Source organism: Gordonia sp. CPCC 205515 (assembly GCF_048537925.1).
Lineage (GTDB): Bacteria > Actinomycetota > Actinomycetes > Mycobacteriales > Mycobacteriaceae > Gordonia.
On record NZ_JBCLVJ010000027.1, the window covers coordinates 1 to 14,851 of the forward strand.

At 66.1% G+C, this 14,851-nt stretch carries 13 protein-coding genes; 5 read left to right on the plus strand and 8 right to left on the minus strand.

Annotated elements, in window-relative coordinates:
* Positions 1-567 precede the first annotated feature (567 nt).
* The 8 genes from AAFP30_RS28030 to AAFP30_RS28065 all read right to left on the minus strand — a co-directional run bounded on the left by AAFP30_RS28030 (position 568) and on the right by AAFP30_RS28065 (position 10,545).
* Entirely contained in the window at positions 568-1,560 is a 993-nt protein-coding gene (locus tag AAFP30_RS28030) for an ABC transporter substrate-binding protein (protein ID WP_419233341.1), read from the minus strand.
* A 25-nt stretch (positions 1,561-1,585) separates the two neighbouring features.
* Positions 1,586-2,443 (minus strand): ABC transporter ATP-binding protein, encoded by an 858-nt coding sequence (locus AAFP30_RS28035; protein ID WP_419233342.1) that lies wholly within the window; start codon positions 2,441-2,443, stop codon positions 1,586-1,588.
* Positions 2,440-3,543: a FecCD family ABC transporter permease gene (locus AAFP30_RS28040; protein WP_419233343.1), complete on the minus strand. Its 1,104-nt coding sequence runs from the start codon at positions 3,541-3,543 to the stop codon at positions 2,440-2,442. Before AAFP30_RS28040 ends, AAFP30_RS28035 begins: the two co-directional genes overlap by 4 nt.
* The gene (locus tag AAFP30_RS28045; RefSeq protein ID WP_419233344.1) at positions 3,540-4,583 is read right to left on the minus strand and encodes a FecCD family ABC transporter permease; all 1,044 of its coding nucleotides are present in this window, start codon (positions 4,581-4,583) and stop codon (positions 3,540-3,542) included. The genes AAFP30_RS28040 and AAFP30_RS28045 overlap by 4 nt, the downstream gene beginning before the upstream one ends.
* Before the next feature lie 84 nt (positions 4,584-4,667).
* Positions 4,668-5,567, minus strand: a complete 900-nt coding sequence (locus AAFP30_RS28050) for a MazG family protein (protein ID WP_419233345.1) — start codon at positions 5,565-5,567, stop codon at positions 4,668-4,670.
* Positions 5,568-5,586: 19 nt separating this feature from the next.
* On the minus strand, positions 5,587-9,171 hold the full coding sequence (gene mfd, locus AAFP30_RS28055; RefSeq protein WP_419233346.1) for a transcription-repair coupling factor: 3,585 nt from the start codon (positions 9,169-9,171) through the stop codon (positions 5,587-5,589).
* 46 nt (positions 9,172-9,217) lie between these two features.
* A complete protein-coding gene (locus AAFP30_RS28060) occupies positions 9,218-9,724 on the minus strand; it encodes an N-acetyltransferase family protein (protein WP_419233386.1) in 507 nt (168 codons plus the stop codon).
* 131 nt (positions 9,725-9,855) lie between these two features.
* On the minus strand, positions 9,856-10,545 hold the full coding sequence (locus tag AAFP30_RS28065) for a TetR family transcriptional regulator (protein WP_419233347.1): 690 nt from the start codon (positions 10,543-10,545) through the stop codon (positions 9,856-9,858).
* A 61-nt stretch (positions 10,546-10,606) separates the two neighbouring features.
* Here AAFP30_RS28065 and AAFP30_RS28070 point away from each other — a divergent pair, with 61 nt between their 5' ends.
* The 5 genes from AAFP30_RS28070 to AAFP30_RS28090 all read left to right on the plus strand — a co-directional run bounded on the left by AAFP30_RS28070 (position 10,607) and on the right by AAFP30_RS28090 (position 14,845).
* Positions 10,607-11,023, plus strand: coding sequence for a nuclear transport factor 2 family protein (locus AAFP30_RS28070; protein ID WP_419233348.1), 417 nt, complete (start codon positions 10,607-10,609; stop codon positions 11,021-11,023).
* A 210-nt stretch (positions 11,024-11,233) separates the two neighbouring features.
* Entirely contained in the window at positions 11,234-11,878 is a 645-nt protein-coding gene (locus tag AAFP30_RS28075; protein ID WP_419233349.1) for an ABC transporter permease, read from the plus strand.
* Positions 11,875-13,143, plus strand: a complete 1,269-nt coding sequence (locus AAFP30_RS28080; protein WP_419233350.1) for an ABC transporter ATP-binding protein — start codon at positions 11,875-11,877, stop codon at positions 13,141-13,143. Before AAFP30_RS28075 ends, AAFP30_RS28080 begins: the two co-directional genes overlap by 4 nt.
* Positions 13,140-13,877 carry an ABC transporter permease gene (locus AAFP30_RS28085; protein WP_419233351.1) on the plus strand — a complete coding sequence of 246 codons (738 nt, stop codon included), beginning with the start codon at positions 13,140-13,142 and terminating at the stop codon, positions 13,875-13,877. The genes AAFP30_RS28080 and AAFP30_RS28085 overlap by 4 nt, the downstream gene beginning before the upstream one ends.
* A complete protein-coding gene (locus tag AAFP30_RS28090) occupies positions 13,874-14,845 on the plus strand; it encodes a glycine betaine ABC transporter substrate-binding protein (protein WP_419233352.1) in 972 nt (323 codons plus the stop codon). The genes AAFP30_RS28085 and AAFP30_RS28090 overlap by 4 nt, the downstream gene beginning before the upstream one ends.
* Positions 14,846-14,851 lie beyond the last annotated feature (6 nt).

Sequence of the window (14,851 nt, forward strand, 5' to 3'; positions counted from 1 at the left end):
CAAATTCCGAATCATGCCCCGACAACCGCCCTAACCTGCGCAAACACGCCGCAAGATTCTCACGAACCGCGATCTACGGCTGTAGTACTAGCGGCTCGCACCTCAGGGAGCGGATAGGCGACACCTCAGGCAGCCGACACAACCCCGTCGGCTGAGGAGCGACGAGCGAGCCTGCGAGCCCGACACGTCACGAAGCCCCTCACGACGCCCTTCGTGGCTCGCGCCTCAGGGAGCGGGTGGGTGGCGGCGCCTCAGGGAGCGGATAGGCGGTACCTCAGGCAGCCGACACAACCCGCCCCTCGCGACGCCCTTCGTGGCTCGCCTGGCGGCTCGCGCCTCAGGGAGCGAGTGGGTGGCGGCGCCTCAGGGAGCGAGTGGGTGGCGGCGCCTCAGGGAGCGAGTGGGTGGCGGCGCCTCAGGGAGCGAGTGGGTGGCGGCGCCTCAGGGAGCGAGTGGGTGGCGGCGCCTCAGGGAGCGAGTGGGTGGCGGCGCCTCAGGGAGCGGGCGGGGTGGCGGCGCCTCAGGGAGCGGGCGGGGTGGCGGCGCCTCAGGGAGCGGGGTGGTCTGCTACTGCACCTTGGCGGTGGCGGCGGCGAGTTGGGGGGTGAGTTTTTCCAGTGCGTAGCGTAGGGATTCGGGTGTGCCGGCCGACATCGCCTGTGCGACGGGGTCGGTCTCGCCCATCTCGATGGCACGGCCGTCGCGGGTTACGGGCAGCGAGTTGATGAGGTTGTCGCTCTGCAGCGCCGACAGCGGCATGCCGATGGTGGAGAACACCGCGACCTGGGCGTCGAGGGCGGTGACCTTCTCTACCGGGACGGTGGCGAAGAACCCTTGGGCCTGCAGGTCTTTCACCGGCGGGAACTCGACGAAGCCGAGTTCGGCGAAGGTATCGAAGCGGGCGTCGCCGGGCAGGTAGGCGCCGTAGGCGGTGCCGAACTTGGCGCCCCACACGAAGGTCTTGCCGGTGAAGTCCGGGTTCTCGTCGCGCAGTTTGCTTTGCAGGTCGGTGGTTTCGGTGATCTGCTTCTCGCCTTCCGCGGACTTGCCGAGAGCGTTCGCGATCAGCTGGGTCTGGACCTTCCAGTTGATCGCGTAGTCGGGGGTGCCCTCCGGGGCGGTGACGACCGGCGCGATCGCCTTCAGGCTGTCGGTGACCTTGGAATCGGCCTTGGCCCGCACGTTGAGGATCAGGTCGGGATCGAACTCCTTGATCTGCTGATAGTTGAAGTCACCGGCACTGGCGGCGTCGATGAGCTCGGGTGTGTCGGAGCCGAATTCGGCCGTGGCCCAGGGCCCGACACCCTTGTTGGCGGCACCGAAGGACATCCAGTCGTAGATCGCCACCGGTTTGACCCCGAGACTCAGGGCGATCTCGCCGTCGGACCAGCCGAGGGCGACGACGCGCGGGTTGTCCGGCAACCCGAGGTCGGGTGTCTCCGAGGGATTCGAATAGACCTGGCTCTCCGTCGAATCCGATTGCACGCATGCCGTTCCCACGGACAGGACGAGCAACATGAGTCCGCACAGGGTTAGGACCCGCCGCAGCGCTGTGGTCATCGGATCTCCTCCATCGGGGTCGAGGTCATGATTTCGAGGCTCGCAGGGTTGCGGTGTCGCCGGGTACCTCGTCGAAGGACACCGCGCCCTCGCCGAGCGGGATCACCAGCGGGGTGTGCGATTCCGGGTCGTCGATGATGCGGGACCGCACTCCGAAGGTGCGTTCGACCATGTCTGCGGTGAGCACGTCCGACGGTGCGCCCTGCGCGATGACGTCGCCGCCGCGCATCGCGATGATGTGGGTGGCGTAGCGTGCGGCCTGGTTGAGGTCGTGGAGCACTGCGACAAGTGTTGTGCCACTGCGATTCAGTGTGGTGCACAACTCGAGCACCTCGAGTTGGTGCGCGAGGTCGAGATAGGTGGTGGGCTCGTCGAGGAGCAGGATCGGGGTTTCCTGGGCCAGCGCCATCGCGATCCAGACCCGTTGGCGCTGACCGCCGGACAGGGCCTGCACGCGCCGTTGCGACAGATCGGTGAGCCGCGTGACCCGTAACGCGAAGTCGACGGCCGCCTGGTCGGCGTCGGTCCACTGTCGGAACATCGTCTGATACGGAAACCGGCCGCGGGAGACGAGGTCGATGATGGTGATGGCGTCGGGCGCAATCGACTGCTGCGGCAGCAACCCGACTTCACGCGCGAACTCCTTGCCGCCGAACCCTTTCACGTCCTTGCCGTCGAGCAGTACCTGACCGCCACGGGGTGCCAGCAGGCGCGAGAGGGACCGCAGGAGAGTGGATTTGCCGCATGCGTTGGGTCCGACGATGACGGTGAACGACCCGTCGGGGACCACCACGTCGAGGCCGTCGAGGATGGTGTGCTCGTCGTACCCGACTACCAGATTCTGCCCGGTGAGCCGGCCGGTGGTGGTCGTATCGTCGGTCATGGCCGGGCCTTTCGTGACTGGGCGATGAGCAGTCCCAACAGATAGATGCCGCCGATCGAAGTGGTGACCACACCGACCGGCAGCTGCACCGTCGGCGCCAGGATGGTACGGGCGATGGCGTCGCAGCTGACGAGCAACACCGCGCCCACCGCGGCCGAGGTGACCAGTGGGATACCGGGACTCGGTGAGATCCGGGCGGCCAGCTGCGGCGCGACGAGCGCGACGAACGCGATGGGGCCGGCGATGGCGGTGATCACCGCGGCGAAGCCGACCCCGAGCAACAGCAGCACCATTTGGGTGCGCGCGACGTCGACGCCCTTGCTCTGCGCCGAGTCGGTGCCGAGTTCGAACATGCGCATCCGCGGCGCGACGACGATCAGGAACGGCACCAGGATGATCAGGCCGACGACGACCGGGATGGTGTCCGACATGCGGATGTCGTGGAGGTCGCCCATCCCCCAGGCGGCCGCGGACGCCGCGTTCTGCACGTCCGCCGACGCGATCAGATACCCGTTGAACGCGACCAGCATCGCGTTGATGCCGATACCGACGACGACGAACCGGTATCCGCTGGTGCCGCCGCGCATCCCGAGATAGTAGACGGTGATCGCGGTCAGCAATGAGCCGATGAGGGCACAGAGGGTGGCGCCGGTGTAGTCGAAGTGCAGTACCAGCATCGCGATCAGCGCCCCGGTGTAGGCGCCGGTGGTGAAGCCGATGATATCGGGGCTGCCCAACGGGTTTCGGGTGATCGTCTGGAAGATCGCACCGGAGAGCGCCAACGCGGCGCCGCCGACCAGCGCGACCAGGACGGCGGGCAGTGCCGCGGCCACGAGGTTCGCCGGCCCCCCGGAGATCTGTCCGGCAAGGACCTTGAGTGTTTCACCGAAGCCGAGTCGCGGGGTGTCGGTGGTGCTCACCCCGAGGGACCACACCCCGACGATCATCGCCAGCAGGACCAGCACCACCGCGATCGCGGCCGACGCCAGGTCGAGCTTGAGGCTCAGCGGTCCGACGCGGACGAAACGGGTGCGGCGTGGCCAGCGGGCCGAGGGCACATCGGCGGCGGGACCGCTCGGGGTGCGTTCCTGGATTGTCATTCGCCGGTGCCGCCCTTCTTCCGGACCAACGCGATCAGTACCGGCGCGCCGATGAACGCGGTGACCATGCCGACGGGCAGTTCGGCGGCGGTCGCCACGCGGGCCACCAGGTCGGAGCCGACCATCACGATCGGACCGACGATGACGCACACCGGCAGCAACCAGCGATTGTCCGGGCCGAACAGGATGCGCACCACGTGGGGGACCATCAGGCCCACAAAGGTGATGGGGCCGAGCGCGGCGGTCGCGGCGCCGCACAACACCGTCAGAACGATGAAGCCGCATAGCCGGACCCTGCGGACGGGGATGCCAAGAGCCTGGGCGCGGTCATCGCCGAGAGCCAGTCCGTTGAGGTACGGGATGAGGATCATCGACAGCAGCGCCGCCGCAAGGATCGGAATCCACACCGCCGACACCTCCGTCCATCCTCGTCCGTCGAGGGTGCCGACCTGCCACGACCGGATGGAGTCGAACGATTTCGGGTCGATCATGGTGAGGCCGAACCCGATGCCGCTGAAGATCGATCCCGCAGCGACACCGGTGAGGACCAACTTCTCCGGGCTGGTGCCGCTGACGCCGCGGGAGCCGACGAAGTAGACGAGACTCGCGGCGAGCAACGCGCCGACCATGGCGGCGGCCATGTAGCCGTTGATGCTGCTGACCCCGAAGGCGACCGCGGCGACGACCATCGCGAAGTAGGCACCCGAGTTCACGCCGAGGATGCCGGGATCGGCGAGCGGGTTGCGCGTGAGTCCCTGCATGATCGCACCGGCCGCGCCGAGTGCGACGCCGACGAGGACGGCGAGCAGGGTGCGCGGGACCCGGTTGTTGCGGATCACCTCGAGGGTCGTCGGATCGCCCTGGTTGAACAGCGCGTGCCAGGCGTCGGCGATCGAGTAGTTGCCGGAACCGATGAAGAAACCCAGCAAGGTGAGGCCGGCGAGCAGCGCCACGAGGATGAGCAGGATGGCCGCCCGCGGCAGCGACCCGAGTCGCGCCCCGGGCGAGGAGGGCGGCGCCGAGCGAGCCGGTTGGTCCACCGTGTCAACGCTCAAGCACACCACCCGTCGTCGAAGACTCGGACAACTCCGACTATAGGTGAGGCATCCCTAATTCGTACGGATTCAGCCGAGCTCAGTCAGATAGGCGAGCCACGTGTCGCGGGTGGTCAGCTCATCCCCTGACTCGACGGCCCGCGCCTCGGCGTCGCGCACCTGGTCCATGAGTCCCCGCGTCCGCTGCCGGGTCACCTCCTCGACGCTGTCGCCGCCGGGCGCCACGAGCACGGTGGTGATGATCGGGTCGATGATCTCCATGGGGAAATCGGCAGCCTCGAGACGCTCGAGGACCTTCTGGGTCAACGCGAGCGCGGGCGCCGTGGTCGCGATGCCGTCGAGCACCGAACCGCGACTCTTCTCCAGCGCCTTGCGTTCCTCCCACTCCCGAATCTGGGTCTCCAGGTCGGAGTGCGCACCCGAGAGCACCCCGGGAGTCCGATGTGACACCTTGGCCGTGAAGCTGCGGGCAACGGCGTCGATGTCGAACGGACGATCAGGGTCGTCGGCGGCGATGCGTGCGTGAAAGAGCACCTGCAGCAGCAGATCACCGAGTTCTTCGCGCAGGTCGTCACTGTCACCGGAGTCGATGGCGTCGAGGAGTTCGTAGACCTCCTCGAGCAGATAACGCCGGAGCGAGGCGTGGGTCTGGGTGCTCTCCCACGGTCCGTTGCGACGCAGGGTGTCCATGAGGGCCACCGCTTCGAGCAGATCGTCACCCGAAACCGGTTGCGCGGCAATGACCTCATCGCCCCGCGTGATGCGCGCGGTCACCAAGCGGTGGCGCGGATCGGCACTGAGCAGGGTCAGTTGCGGATCCGAGTCGTCGAGCGCGGGTTCCACATGGTCGAGTTCCCAGAGCAGCGTCGCGGGCACGTCTTCGGTGACGAGGACCGTGCCGGTCAGGTGACGCCAGGCGCGGATCGGGATCGTATCCGGCCGTAGTGGATCCAAGAGCACGACGGTCATCGTGTACCGCGCCTTTCGGTCATGAGTCCCCCGCCAACGGTCTGATGGTACGCAGGAAGGTGGTCAGGTAGTCGACGAGTTCGTCGTCGCGCAGTCGTGCCGATCCCATGCCGCCGGTGCGCGGAATGGGCAGTGTCACCACCGACGTCGTCGCCCGGTAGGTCGCGCCGGAATAGAGGCGCTTGAGCCGGACCTGCTCGCTGTCCAGCAGAGTGAACGGCGAGACCTTGACTCCCGTTCCGGCGAGCCCGATTTCGGTGACGTCCCGTTCACGGCACCGCAACCGCAGTCGTGCGATACCGGCAAGGCGGCGGGTCTCCTCGGGCGGTTCGCCGTAGCGGTCGGTGAGTTCGGCGAGTACTCCGTCGACGGCGGCGTCGTCGGTGGCCGAGGCCAGCTTGCGGTAGGCCTCCAACCGCAGCCGATCGGAGTCGACGTACTCGACGGGGATGTGCGCGTCCACCGGAAGATCGATGCGCACCTCGGCGGGTTCCGTCGACTCGATCGGTTGACCGTCTGCCGCAGCACGATAGGCCTCGACAGCCTCCCCTACCAGCCGTACGTAGAGATCGAATCCGACACCGGCCACGTGCCCGGATTGCTCGGCGCCCAACACATTACCGGCGCCACGCAGTTCGAGGTCCTTGAGCGCCACGGCCATTCCGGCACCGAGCTCGTTGTTCTGCGCGATGGTCGCGAGCCGGTCGTAGGCGGTTTCGGTGAGCGGCCGCTCCGGGCTGTAGAGCAGGTAGGCGTAGCCGCGTTCCCGGCTCCGACCGACGCGGCCACGCAGCTGATGCAGCTGGGAGAGCCCGAGGTTCTCCGCCCGGTCGACGATGAGGGTGTTGGCGTTGGAGATGTCGAGGCCGGTCTCGATGATGGTGGTGCACACCAGCACGTCGTATTCCCGGTTCCAGAACCCGGAGACAGTGCGCTCGAGTTGATCCTCGTTCATCTGACCGTGGGCCACCACGACTCTCGCCTCGGGCACCATGTCGGCGATCTCCTTGGCCGTCTTGTCGATGGTGGAGACGCGGTTGTGGACGTAGAACACCTGGCCGTCGCGCAACAGTTCCCGACGGATCGCCGCGGCCACCTGTTTGGCCGAATACCCACCGACATAGGTGAGGACGGGGTGACGCTCCTCGGGCGGGGTGAGGATGGTCGACATCTCGCGGATGCCGGCCATCGACATCTCCAGGGTGCGCGGGATCGGGGTGGCCGACATGGTCAGCACGTCGACGTGGGTGCGCAGCGACTTGATGTGCTCCTTGTGCTCGACGCCGAATCGCTGTTCCTCGTCAACGATCACCAGGCCCAGATCCTTCCAGATGATCCCGGTCTGCAGGAGTCGGTGAGTGCCGATGACGACGTCGACGTCACCTTTGGCCATCGCCTCGATGATCTCCTTGGATTCCTTGGCGTCGGTGAACCGCGACAGGCCCCGCACCCGCACCGGGAAGCCACTCATGCGTTCGGCGAAGGTCTGCTGATGTTGTTGCGCCAGAATCGTTGTCGGCACCAGGACGGCGACCTGCTTGCCGTCCTGCACGGCCTTGAACGCCGCCCGGACGGCGATCTCGGTCTTGCCGTATCCGACGTCACCGACGATGACCCGGTCCATCGGCACCGCTTTTTCCATGTCGCTCTTGACCTCGGCGATGACGGTGAGTTGGTCCATCGTCTCGGTGAAGTCGAACGCGTCCTCCATCTCCCGCTGCCACGGGGTGTCCGGACTGAAGGCGTAGCCGGGTGCCGCGTGCCGTGCCGCGTAGAGCTGCACGAGCTCGCCGGCGATCTCGCGAACCGCCTTCCGCGCCTTGCGTTTCGTGTTCTGCCAGTCGGACCCCCCGAGTTTGGACAGCGACGGCTGTTCACCGCCGACGTAGCGGGAGAGCTGGTCGAGGGCGTCCATCGGGACGTAGAGCCGATCGGCGGGCTGGCCTTTCTTGCTGGACGCGTATTCCAGGACCAGGTATTCGCGCCGCGCGCCGGACACGGTGCGCTCGATCATCTCGACGAACTTGCCGATGCCGTGCTGATCGTGCACCACGAGATCACCGGCGGCCAGCGCGAGCGGGTCAACCTGATTGCGCCGCTTGGCCGGTAGCCGACGCCCGTCGCGGACGCCGGCAACCCGGTTGCCGGTCAGGTCGGTCTCGGTGACGATGACCAGCCCGGCGTCCGGGCAGATCAGGCCGTTACGCAGGGTGCCGTGGTAGACCGACACCTGGCCGGATTCGGGTCGCGCACCGGGCTCGGCGATACGAGCGGGCACTTCGGCCTCGCCCAGCCGTTCCACGACGCGTTGTGCGGTTCCCTTGCCCGCCACCACGATGGCCGCCGACCCGCCGGTGCTCACGTGGGCACGCAAGGTCGTGAAGGTGGCGGCGATCTCGTCCTCGTTGCCGTGCGGCGCAGGTCCGGGCGTCAGGTCGAGGGCGACCTCGTCGTCGCTGCCGGTCGCCAGCGGACTCAGCGTCCACCAGGATCGTCCGGCACCCAGGGTGGTCTTCTCCACGTCGTCGAGGGACCGATAGGCGCTGGCCTGCAGATCGATCCCGATGCTGCCGCCGCGGGCGTCGATGGGCGCGTCGCCGCCCATCGCCGCCGCGGTCCACGACGCCTCGAGGAACTCCGCGCCGGTCTGCGCGAGGTCGGCGGCGCGGGTGCGGACCTTCTCCGGATCGAGCAGCAGCACTCCGGTGCCCGCCGGCACCACCTCGGTCAGCATCTGCATCGGGGCATCGACGAGTAGCGGGATCAACGCCTCCATGCCCTCGACGGGGATGCCCTCGGACAGCTTGGTGAGCATGTCACTCAGGGTCGGGTCGCCGGCATGCTCGGCGGCGAGATCGCCGGCCCGCAGCCGGACGCGTTCGGTGAGGATGAGTTCGCGGCCGGGGTGGATGCGGACCACGCTCGCGTCCACCTCGGGCTGGCTGCGCTGATCGGCCACCGAGAAGGCCCGCATCTCGCTGACCTCATCGCCCCAGAACTCCACCCGCACCGGATAGTCGGCGGTGGTCGGGAAGACGTCGAGAATGCCGCCGCGCACCGCGAACTCGCCGCGCCGACCGACCATGTCGACGCGTTCATACGCCATCTCGACGAGGTCGGCGAGCAGCGCGTCGAAGTCGAGTTCGATGCCCTCGCGCAGCGTGATGGTGCGCACCGACCCGAGTCCGGGTGCCATCGGCTGGACCAGCGACCGGACGGTGGTGACGACCACCCGCAGCGGGGCGGCGGCGTCGGGATGGGCGAGGCGGTGCAGGACGGCGAGCCGTTGACCGACAGTGTCGGCGCTGGGCGAGAGCCGCTCGTGGGGCAACGTCTCCCAGGACGGGAACTGGGCGACTGCCGCGGGGTTGTCGAGGAGTTCGGCCAGTTCGGCGGTCAGGTCGTCGGCCTCACGGCCGTTGGCCGACACCACGAGCAGCGGCGCGTCGGCGGATTGCGCGAGACACGCGACGACGAACGGACGCGCGGCGTCGGGGGCGGTGACATCGAGGCGTTCGGCACCTCGGCGTCCGAGGAGATCGGCGATGGCCTTGTCGGCGCAGGCAACCGTGGCGAGTCCGTGCAGAGCGGAGTGGGTGGACACCGGACTGATTCTAAGTGGTGCCCCGGACATCCCCGCCGACGACCGATCAGGGCAGCGCGCGCTGCATGTAGATGCAGTCGACCCACTGCCCGAATTTGAACCCGACCGCAGGCGTGCGACCCACCTCGACGAACCCGTGCTTGGCATGCAGCGCGACCGACGCCTCACCGCCCGTGGCAGCGATGACCGCGATGATCTGTCGCACGTTGTGCGGCTCGGCGGCCGCCAGCAGCGCCCCGAGCAGAGCCGACCCGATGCCGCGGCCACCGGCGTCAGGACGTAGGTAGATGGTGTCCTCGGTGGTCCACGCGTAGGCCTGCTTCTCGCGGAAGGCTCCGAGGTAGGCGAATCCGAGCACGGTGCGCTCGAGGTCGTCATCAACGGCCACCAGGAAGGGTCGCGCCGCACTGCGGATCGACGCCAATTTGGTCGTCCACGTCTCGACCGTCGGTGCCACGTAATCAAAGGTGGCGACGGTGTGTTCGACGTAATGTCGGTAGATGTCGGCTATCGCGGCACAGTCCGCCGCAGTCCCCGACCGGATGGTGACCATGTGCTCGATGATGCCGCACTTCGCCGACAACCACGGGCAACGTCCGAAAAGCCCGAAATTATCCGACCACGGCGCATACGTGCCGTTGACGGTCATGTATCCGGAGGCCGACATCCTGACCCAGACGATCCCTACTGGGTATTGCGATCCTTGGCCTCGACATAGTCGGGGCCGACGAGCTCCGGGTTCGGGTCCAGTCGGGTGAGCCCGTTCCAGCACAGATTCACCAGATGCGCCGCGACAACCTCTTTCGACGGTTCGCGGACGTCGAGCCACCACTGAGCGGTCACCGACACCATGCCCACCAGCGCCTGCGCGTACAAAGGCGCCAGAGCCGGGTCGAAACCGCGGCGCTCGAAGTCGCTCGCCAGGATGTGCTCGACCTGGCTGATGGCGTCAGTGAGAAGGCTTGAGTACGTGGCCGTCTCACCGGTGTGACTGCGATCGCCGCGGACCAGGATGCGGAATCCGTCGGTGCGTTCCTCCATGTAGGTGAGCAGCGCGAGCGCCACCTGCTGGATGCGGTAGAGCGAGCGGTTTTTCGTCAACGACGACGAGACCATTTCGAGCAGGGTTTCCATCTCGCGGTCGACCACCACCGCGTAGAGCCCTTCCTTGCCACCGAAATGTTCGTAGACGATCGGCTTGGACACCCCGGCGCGCTGTGCGATCTCCTCGATGGAGGTTCCTTCGAATCCTCGTTCCGCGAACAACCCTCGGGCAACCTCGATCAGCTGCGCTCGGCGCTGCGGGCCGGTCATCCTGGCCCGAGGTGCGCGCGTCACCTCGTCACCGCCGTCGGTCGGACGAGTCACTGCCATGGTGACAAGGGTATCGACGATGCGCCCGCCCGGGTAATCATGAGTCTGGTAGGCAAGACAAATGCTCACCATCGAGGAGATCTCGGCACGTCTGGAGATCCAGCAGGTTCTGACCGATTACTCCACTGCCGTCGACTCGGGTCGGTTCGACGACCTCGATGCGGTCTTCACCGACGACGCGGTGATCGACTACCGCGTGATGGGCGGGATCGCGGGCACCGTCACCGAGGTGAAAGAGTGGCTTGGGCAAGTGCTTCCGGGCTTCTCGGCCTACTGCCACCTGCTCGGCAACCACGACATCACGATCGACGGCGACCACGCCGTCACGCGGACACTCTGCCTGAATCCGATGCAGACACCGGATGATTCGACCTTCCTCCTCGGTCTCTGGTACGCCGACACCTGGTCCGCGACCACCGACGGGTGGCGGATTCGCACCCGCGTGCTCGAGAAATGCTTCGATACCAAGCTGTTATAGAGCGAGCTCACAGCTGTCAAACGGTTCGCCGAATCGTTATGTTTCGGAATCGTTGCAGTTCAGGGAGATTTCCGAGGGCCACCACCGCGACCCGAATCGGGCAATTGGCAGTATTTCTCAAGTCTCGGACAAAACGGCCGATAGTGTTACGCGCAAGTGCCCGCGTCGCGTCCTGGCCGCGGTCGGCAGGGGTGAGGAGGGAATGTTCCCGTGCAACTATGGGATTACGTTCAGGGGCATGCCGCCACGCTGGCGTTCTTGACCTATCAGCACGCATCGCTCGCTTTCCAGACGGTGCTTGTCGGCACCATCGTTGCGATCCTGGTGTCCATCGTGGTCTACCGGATGCCGTTCTTTTCCGCCTTCACGATGACCACCAGTCGGGTCGCGCTGACCATCCCTTCGCTGGCGCTCCTGGCGTTGTTGATCGTGCCGTTCGGTCTCGGTGTGGTTCCGTCATTCATCATGCTGGCGTTCTTCGCGACCATGCCGGTTATCGGCAACGCCATCGTCGGTTTGCGCTCGGTCCCGCCGTCGGTCGTCGAGGCCGCGCAGGGAATCGGCTTGTCGCGATGGCGGATTCTGCTCTCGGTCGAGTTGCCGATTGCGTGGCCGGTCATCCTCACCGGGATACGGGTGTCCACGCAGATGATCATCGGCATCGCGGCCATCGTCGCCTACGTCCTCGGCCCGGGTCTGGGATCACTGATCTTCAGCGGACTGTCCCGTCTCGGCGGCGCCAACGCCCTCGAAATGGCGCTGACCGGAACCATTCTCATCGTCATCATCGCCTTGATCTTCGACGGCCTGCTCGTCCTCCTCGGCCGACTCACCATCTCCAAAGGACTGCAATGACCACACTGTCGAATGACGCCGCCTCCCCCGACCGCACCGTCACCGGCGTGCCGATTCAGCTCGATGGTGTGGTCAAACGCTATCGCGGACAAGACAAGCCAGCCGTCGAGCGCCTCGATCTGGACATCGACGCCGGACACATCGTGACCTTCGTCGGACCGTCGGGCTGCGGTAAGACGACGACGCTGAAGATGATCAACCGCCTGATCGAGCCCAGTGAGGGCAGAATTCTGATCGGCGGTCGCGATGTCACACACGAGAATCCGGACAAGCTACGTCAGGGCATCGGCTACGTCATCCAATCCGGCGGTCTCTTCCCCCACTGGTCGGTATCCAAGAACATCGGCGCCATCCCCCGAGTCCTCGGGTGGGACAAGAAGCGCATCGCCGAACGCACCGAATATCTGCTCGATCTCGTCGGTCTCGACGCCGCCACCTTCGCCCACCGGCTCCCGAAAGACATGTCCGGCGGTCAGCAGCAGCGTGTCGGTGTGGCTCGGGCGCTGGCCGCCGATCCGCCGATCCTGCTGATGGACGAACCGTTCGGCGCCGTTGACCCGATCACTCGAGTCCGGCTGCAGGACAGCCTGATCAACATTCAGCACGAACTCGGCAAGACGATCGTCGTGGTCACCCACGACTTCGATGAGGCCACCAAGCTCGGCGACAAGGTATTGATCCTGTCCGAGGGCGGCCACATCGAGCAATACGCCTCCCCGGAGGAGATCCTGGCGAATCCGGCGTCGGAGTTCGTCGAACGTTTCGTCGGGCGCGGAGCGACATTGGCGCACCTGACCCTTACCCGCGTCCGGGACGTCGACCTGAAGAAGATCACCACCGCAACGGTGGGCGAGAACTCGCAGGATGTGCTCGCCCGCGCCCATCAGGCCCGCCACGACTGGGTGGTCGTGGTGGACAACCAAGGCCATCCGCGGGCATGGCCGTCGCTCGACGAGGTGGCCGCCAAACCGCAGATCTCCGATTACCTCGATCGCCGGCTGCCGGTGGTCGCGCGGTCGTCGACCCTCAACGACGCACTCGACTCGATGCTCGACACCAGCCAGGGCGGCGCCCTGATCACCGACGGCCGCGGCGCCGTGGTCGGTTCGCTCGGTATCGACGCGGTCATGGAAATCATTCGCGCCCAACGCGCCGAGGTCCGCCCCGAGCACGAGGAGCAGTCCTACATCGAGCATCCGGAGGGCACGCACACCGACGAGATGCCCGTGATCGTCGCGGCCGACGAACCCGACGAGCAGTCATGAAACGGTTTCGCAGCCTACCGATCGATGTGTGGATGGAACCGTTGCTCATCGTCGTGGGCTTGGTCGGATACATCGTGTGGTACACGCACACCACGCTGACCGAGACCGAACAGGCCGCCCTGCAGTGGAGCAGCCTGCGGCTCACCATCTACGACCACATCCAGCTGACTGTCGTGTCCACGGTGATCGTGGTGGTGATCGCGATCCCGGCAGGTATCGCACTCACTCGTCCGTCGCTGCGGCGGCTCAACCCGATTGCGGTCAACATCGCCAACGTCGGTCAGGCCGCACCGGCGGTCGGCCTGCTGGTGCTGTTCACCTTCTGGCTCGGTACCGGCTTCAAGACCGCCGTCGTCGGCCTGGTCGTGTATGCCATCCTGCCGATCCTGCAGAACACCATTGTCGGTCTGCGCCAAGTGGATCAGCGCACGGTTGAGGCGTCCCGCGGTATCGGATACTCCGGCATGCGCACCCTGGTGCAGGTGGAATTGCCGCTGGCGGTACCGGTGATCCTCAACGGTGTGCGCACCGCCCTGGTTATCCTGGTCGGCACCGCGACCCTGAGCACCTTCATCGGCGCCAACAGCCTCGGCACGCTCATCACCACCGGCGTCACCTTGTTCCTGCCGAAACTCCTTGTCTCCGGCGCCATTCTCGTCGCGCTGCTGGCCCTGACGATCGACTGGCTGGGCAGACTCTTCGAACTCTTCGCCACACCGAAGGGCATCTCATGAGAAGGCGTGGATGGCTGATCTGGCTGGCGGTGGCCATGGTCGCGCTGGCCGGGTGCGGTCTGGTCAGTTCATCGGGCACGTTCCGCGCGACGTCGTTGCCGGACGGGAAGAAGCCGCTCGAGGGCGCCGAGATCACGGTGACATCCAAGAACTTCACCGAGAGTGTGTTGCTGGGCAAGATCGCGGCGACTTATCTGGCTGCGGCAGGCGCGGACATCACCGACATGACCAACGCGCCCGGTTCTGCTTCCTCGCGCCAGGCCATGCTCAACGGCACCGCCGATCTGACCTGGGAGTACACGGGAACGGCATGGGTGACGTATCTGCATGAGAAAGAGGTCATCGCGAATCCGCAGGAACTCTGGCAGAAGGTCCACGACGTCGAGTTGGAGCAGAACAATCTGGTCTGGCTGCCGCCCGCCAACTTCAACGACACCTATGCCTTCGCGATGTCGACACCGACCTCGGATCGGCTGAAGATCACGACGATGTCGGAGATCGCCAAGCTGCCGGTGAACGAGCGGACCTTCTGCATCAATGACGAGTTCTTCAGCCGCCCCGACGGTTTCCTGCCGATGCTGCAGACCTACGGCATGCCTTACAACACGCCGAACGGAGTGCCGGCCGACAACGTGACGCAGATGGATTCCGGTGTCGTCTACACCGCCACCGCCAAGGGGGAGCCGTGCAACTTCGGCATGGTCTACACGACTGACGGACGTATCAAGAATCTCAATCTTGTCGTCCTCGAGGACGACAAGAAGTACTTCCTGCCCTACAGCGGAACTGTGGTGGTGCGCAAGGAAACACTCGACGCGCATCCGGAGATCGCCCCGCTGATGGCGCCGATCTCCGAGAAACTGACCGACGAGGTGATGCAGGAACTCAACGGGCGGGTGGACATCGACGGCGAGGATCCGTCCGATGTCGCCTACGAATGGCTGAAGAGCGAGGGGTTTGTCACGTAGCGACAC

Excerpts from the sequence above, each read along its gene's own strand:
- AAFP30_RS28040 (WP_419233343.1), bottom strand. The coding sequence starts at position 3,543 with ATGACAATCCAGGAACGCACCCCGAGCGGTCCCGCCGCCGATGTGCCC.
- AAFP30_RS28085 (WP_419233351.1), top strand. The coding sequence starts at position 13,140 with ATGAAACGGTTTCGCAGCCTACCGATCGATGTGTGGATGGAACCGTTG.
- AAFP30_RS28070 (WP_419233348.1), top strand. The coding sequence starts at position 10,607 with ATGCTCACCATCGAGGAGATCTCGGCACGTCTGGAGATCCAGCAGGTT.
- AAFP30_RS28080 (WP_419233350.1), top strand. The coding sequence starts at position 11,875 with ATGACCACACTGTCGAATGACGCCGCCTCCCCCGACCGCACCGTCACC.
- AAFP30_RS28050 (WP_419233345.1), bottom strand. The coding sequence starts at position 5,567 with ATGACCGTCGTGCTCTTGGATCCACTACGGCCGGATACGATCCCGATC.
- AAFP30_RS28090 (WP_419233352.1), top strand. The coding sequence starts at position 13,874 with ATGAGAAGGCGTGGATGGCTGATCTGGCTGGCGGTGGCCATGGTCGCG.
- AAFP30_RS28030 (WP_419233341.1), bottom strand. The coding sequence starts at position 1,560 with ATGACCACAGCGCTGCGGCGGGTCCTAACCCTGTGCGGACTCATGTTG.
- AAFP30_RS28060 (WP_419233386.1), bottom strand. The coding sequence starts at position 9,724 with ATGGTCACCATCCGGTCGGGGACTGCGGCGGACTGTGCCGCGATAGCC.
- AAFP30_RS28065 (WP_419233347.1), bottom strand. The coding sequence starts at position 10,545 with ATGGCAGTGACTCGTCCGACCGACGGCGGTGACGAGGTGACGCGCGCA.
- AAFP30_RS28035 (WP_419233342.1), bottom strand. The coding sequence starts at position 2,443 with ATGACCGACGATACGACCACCACCGGCCGGCTCACCGGGCAGAATCTG.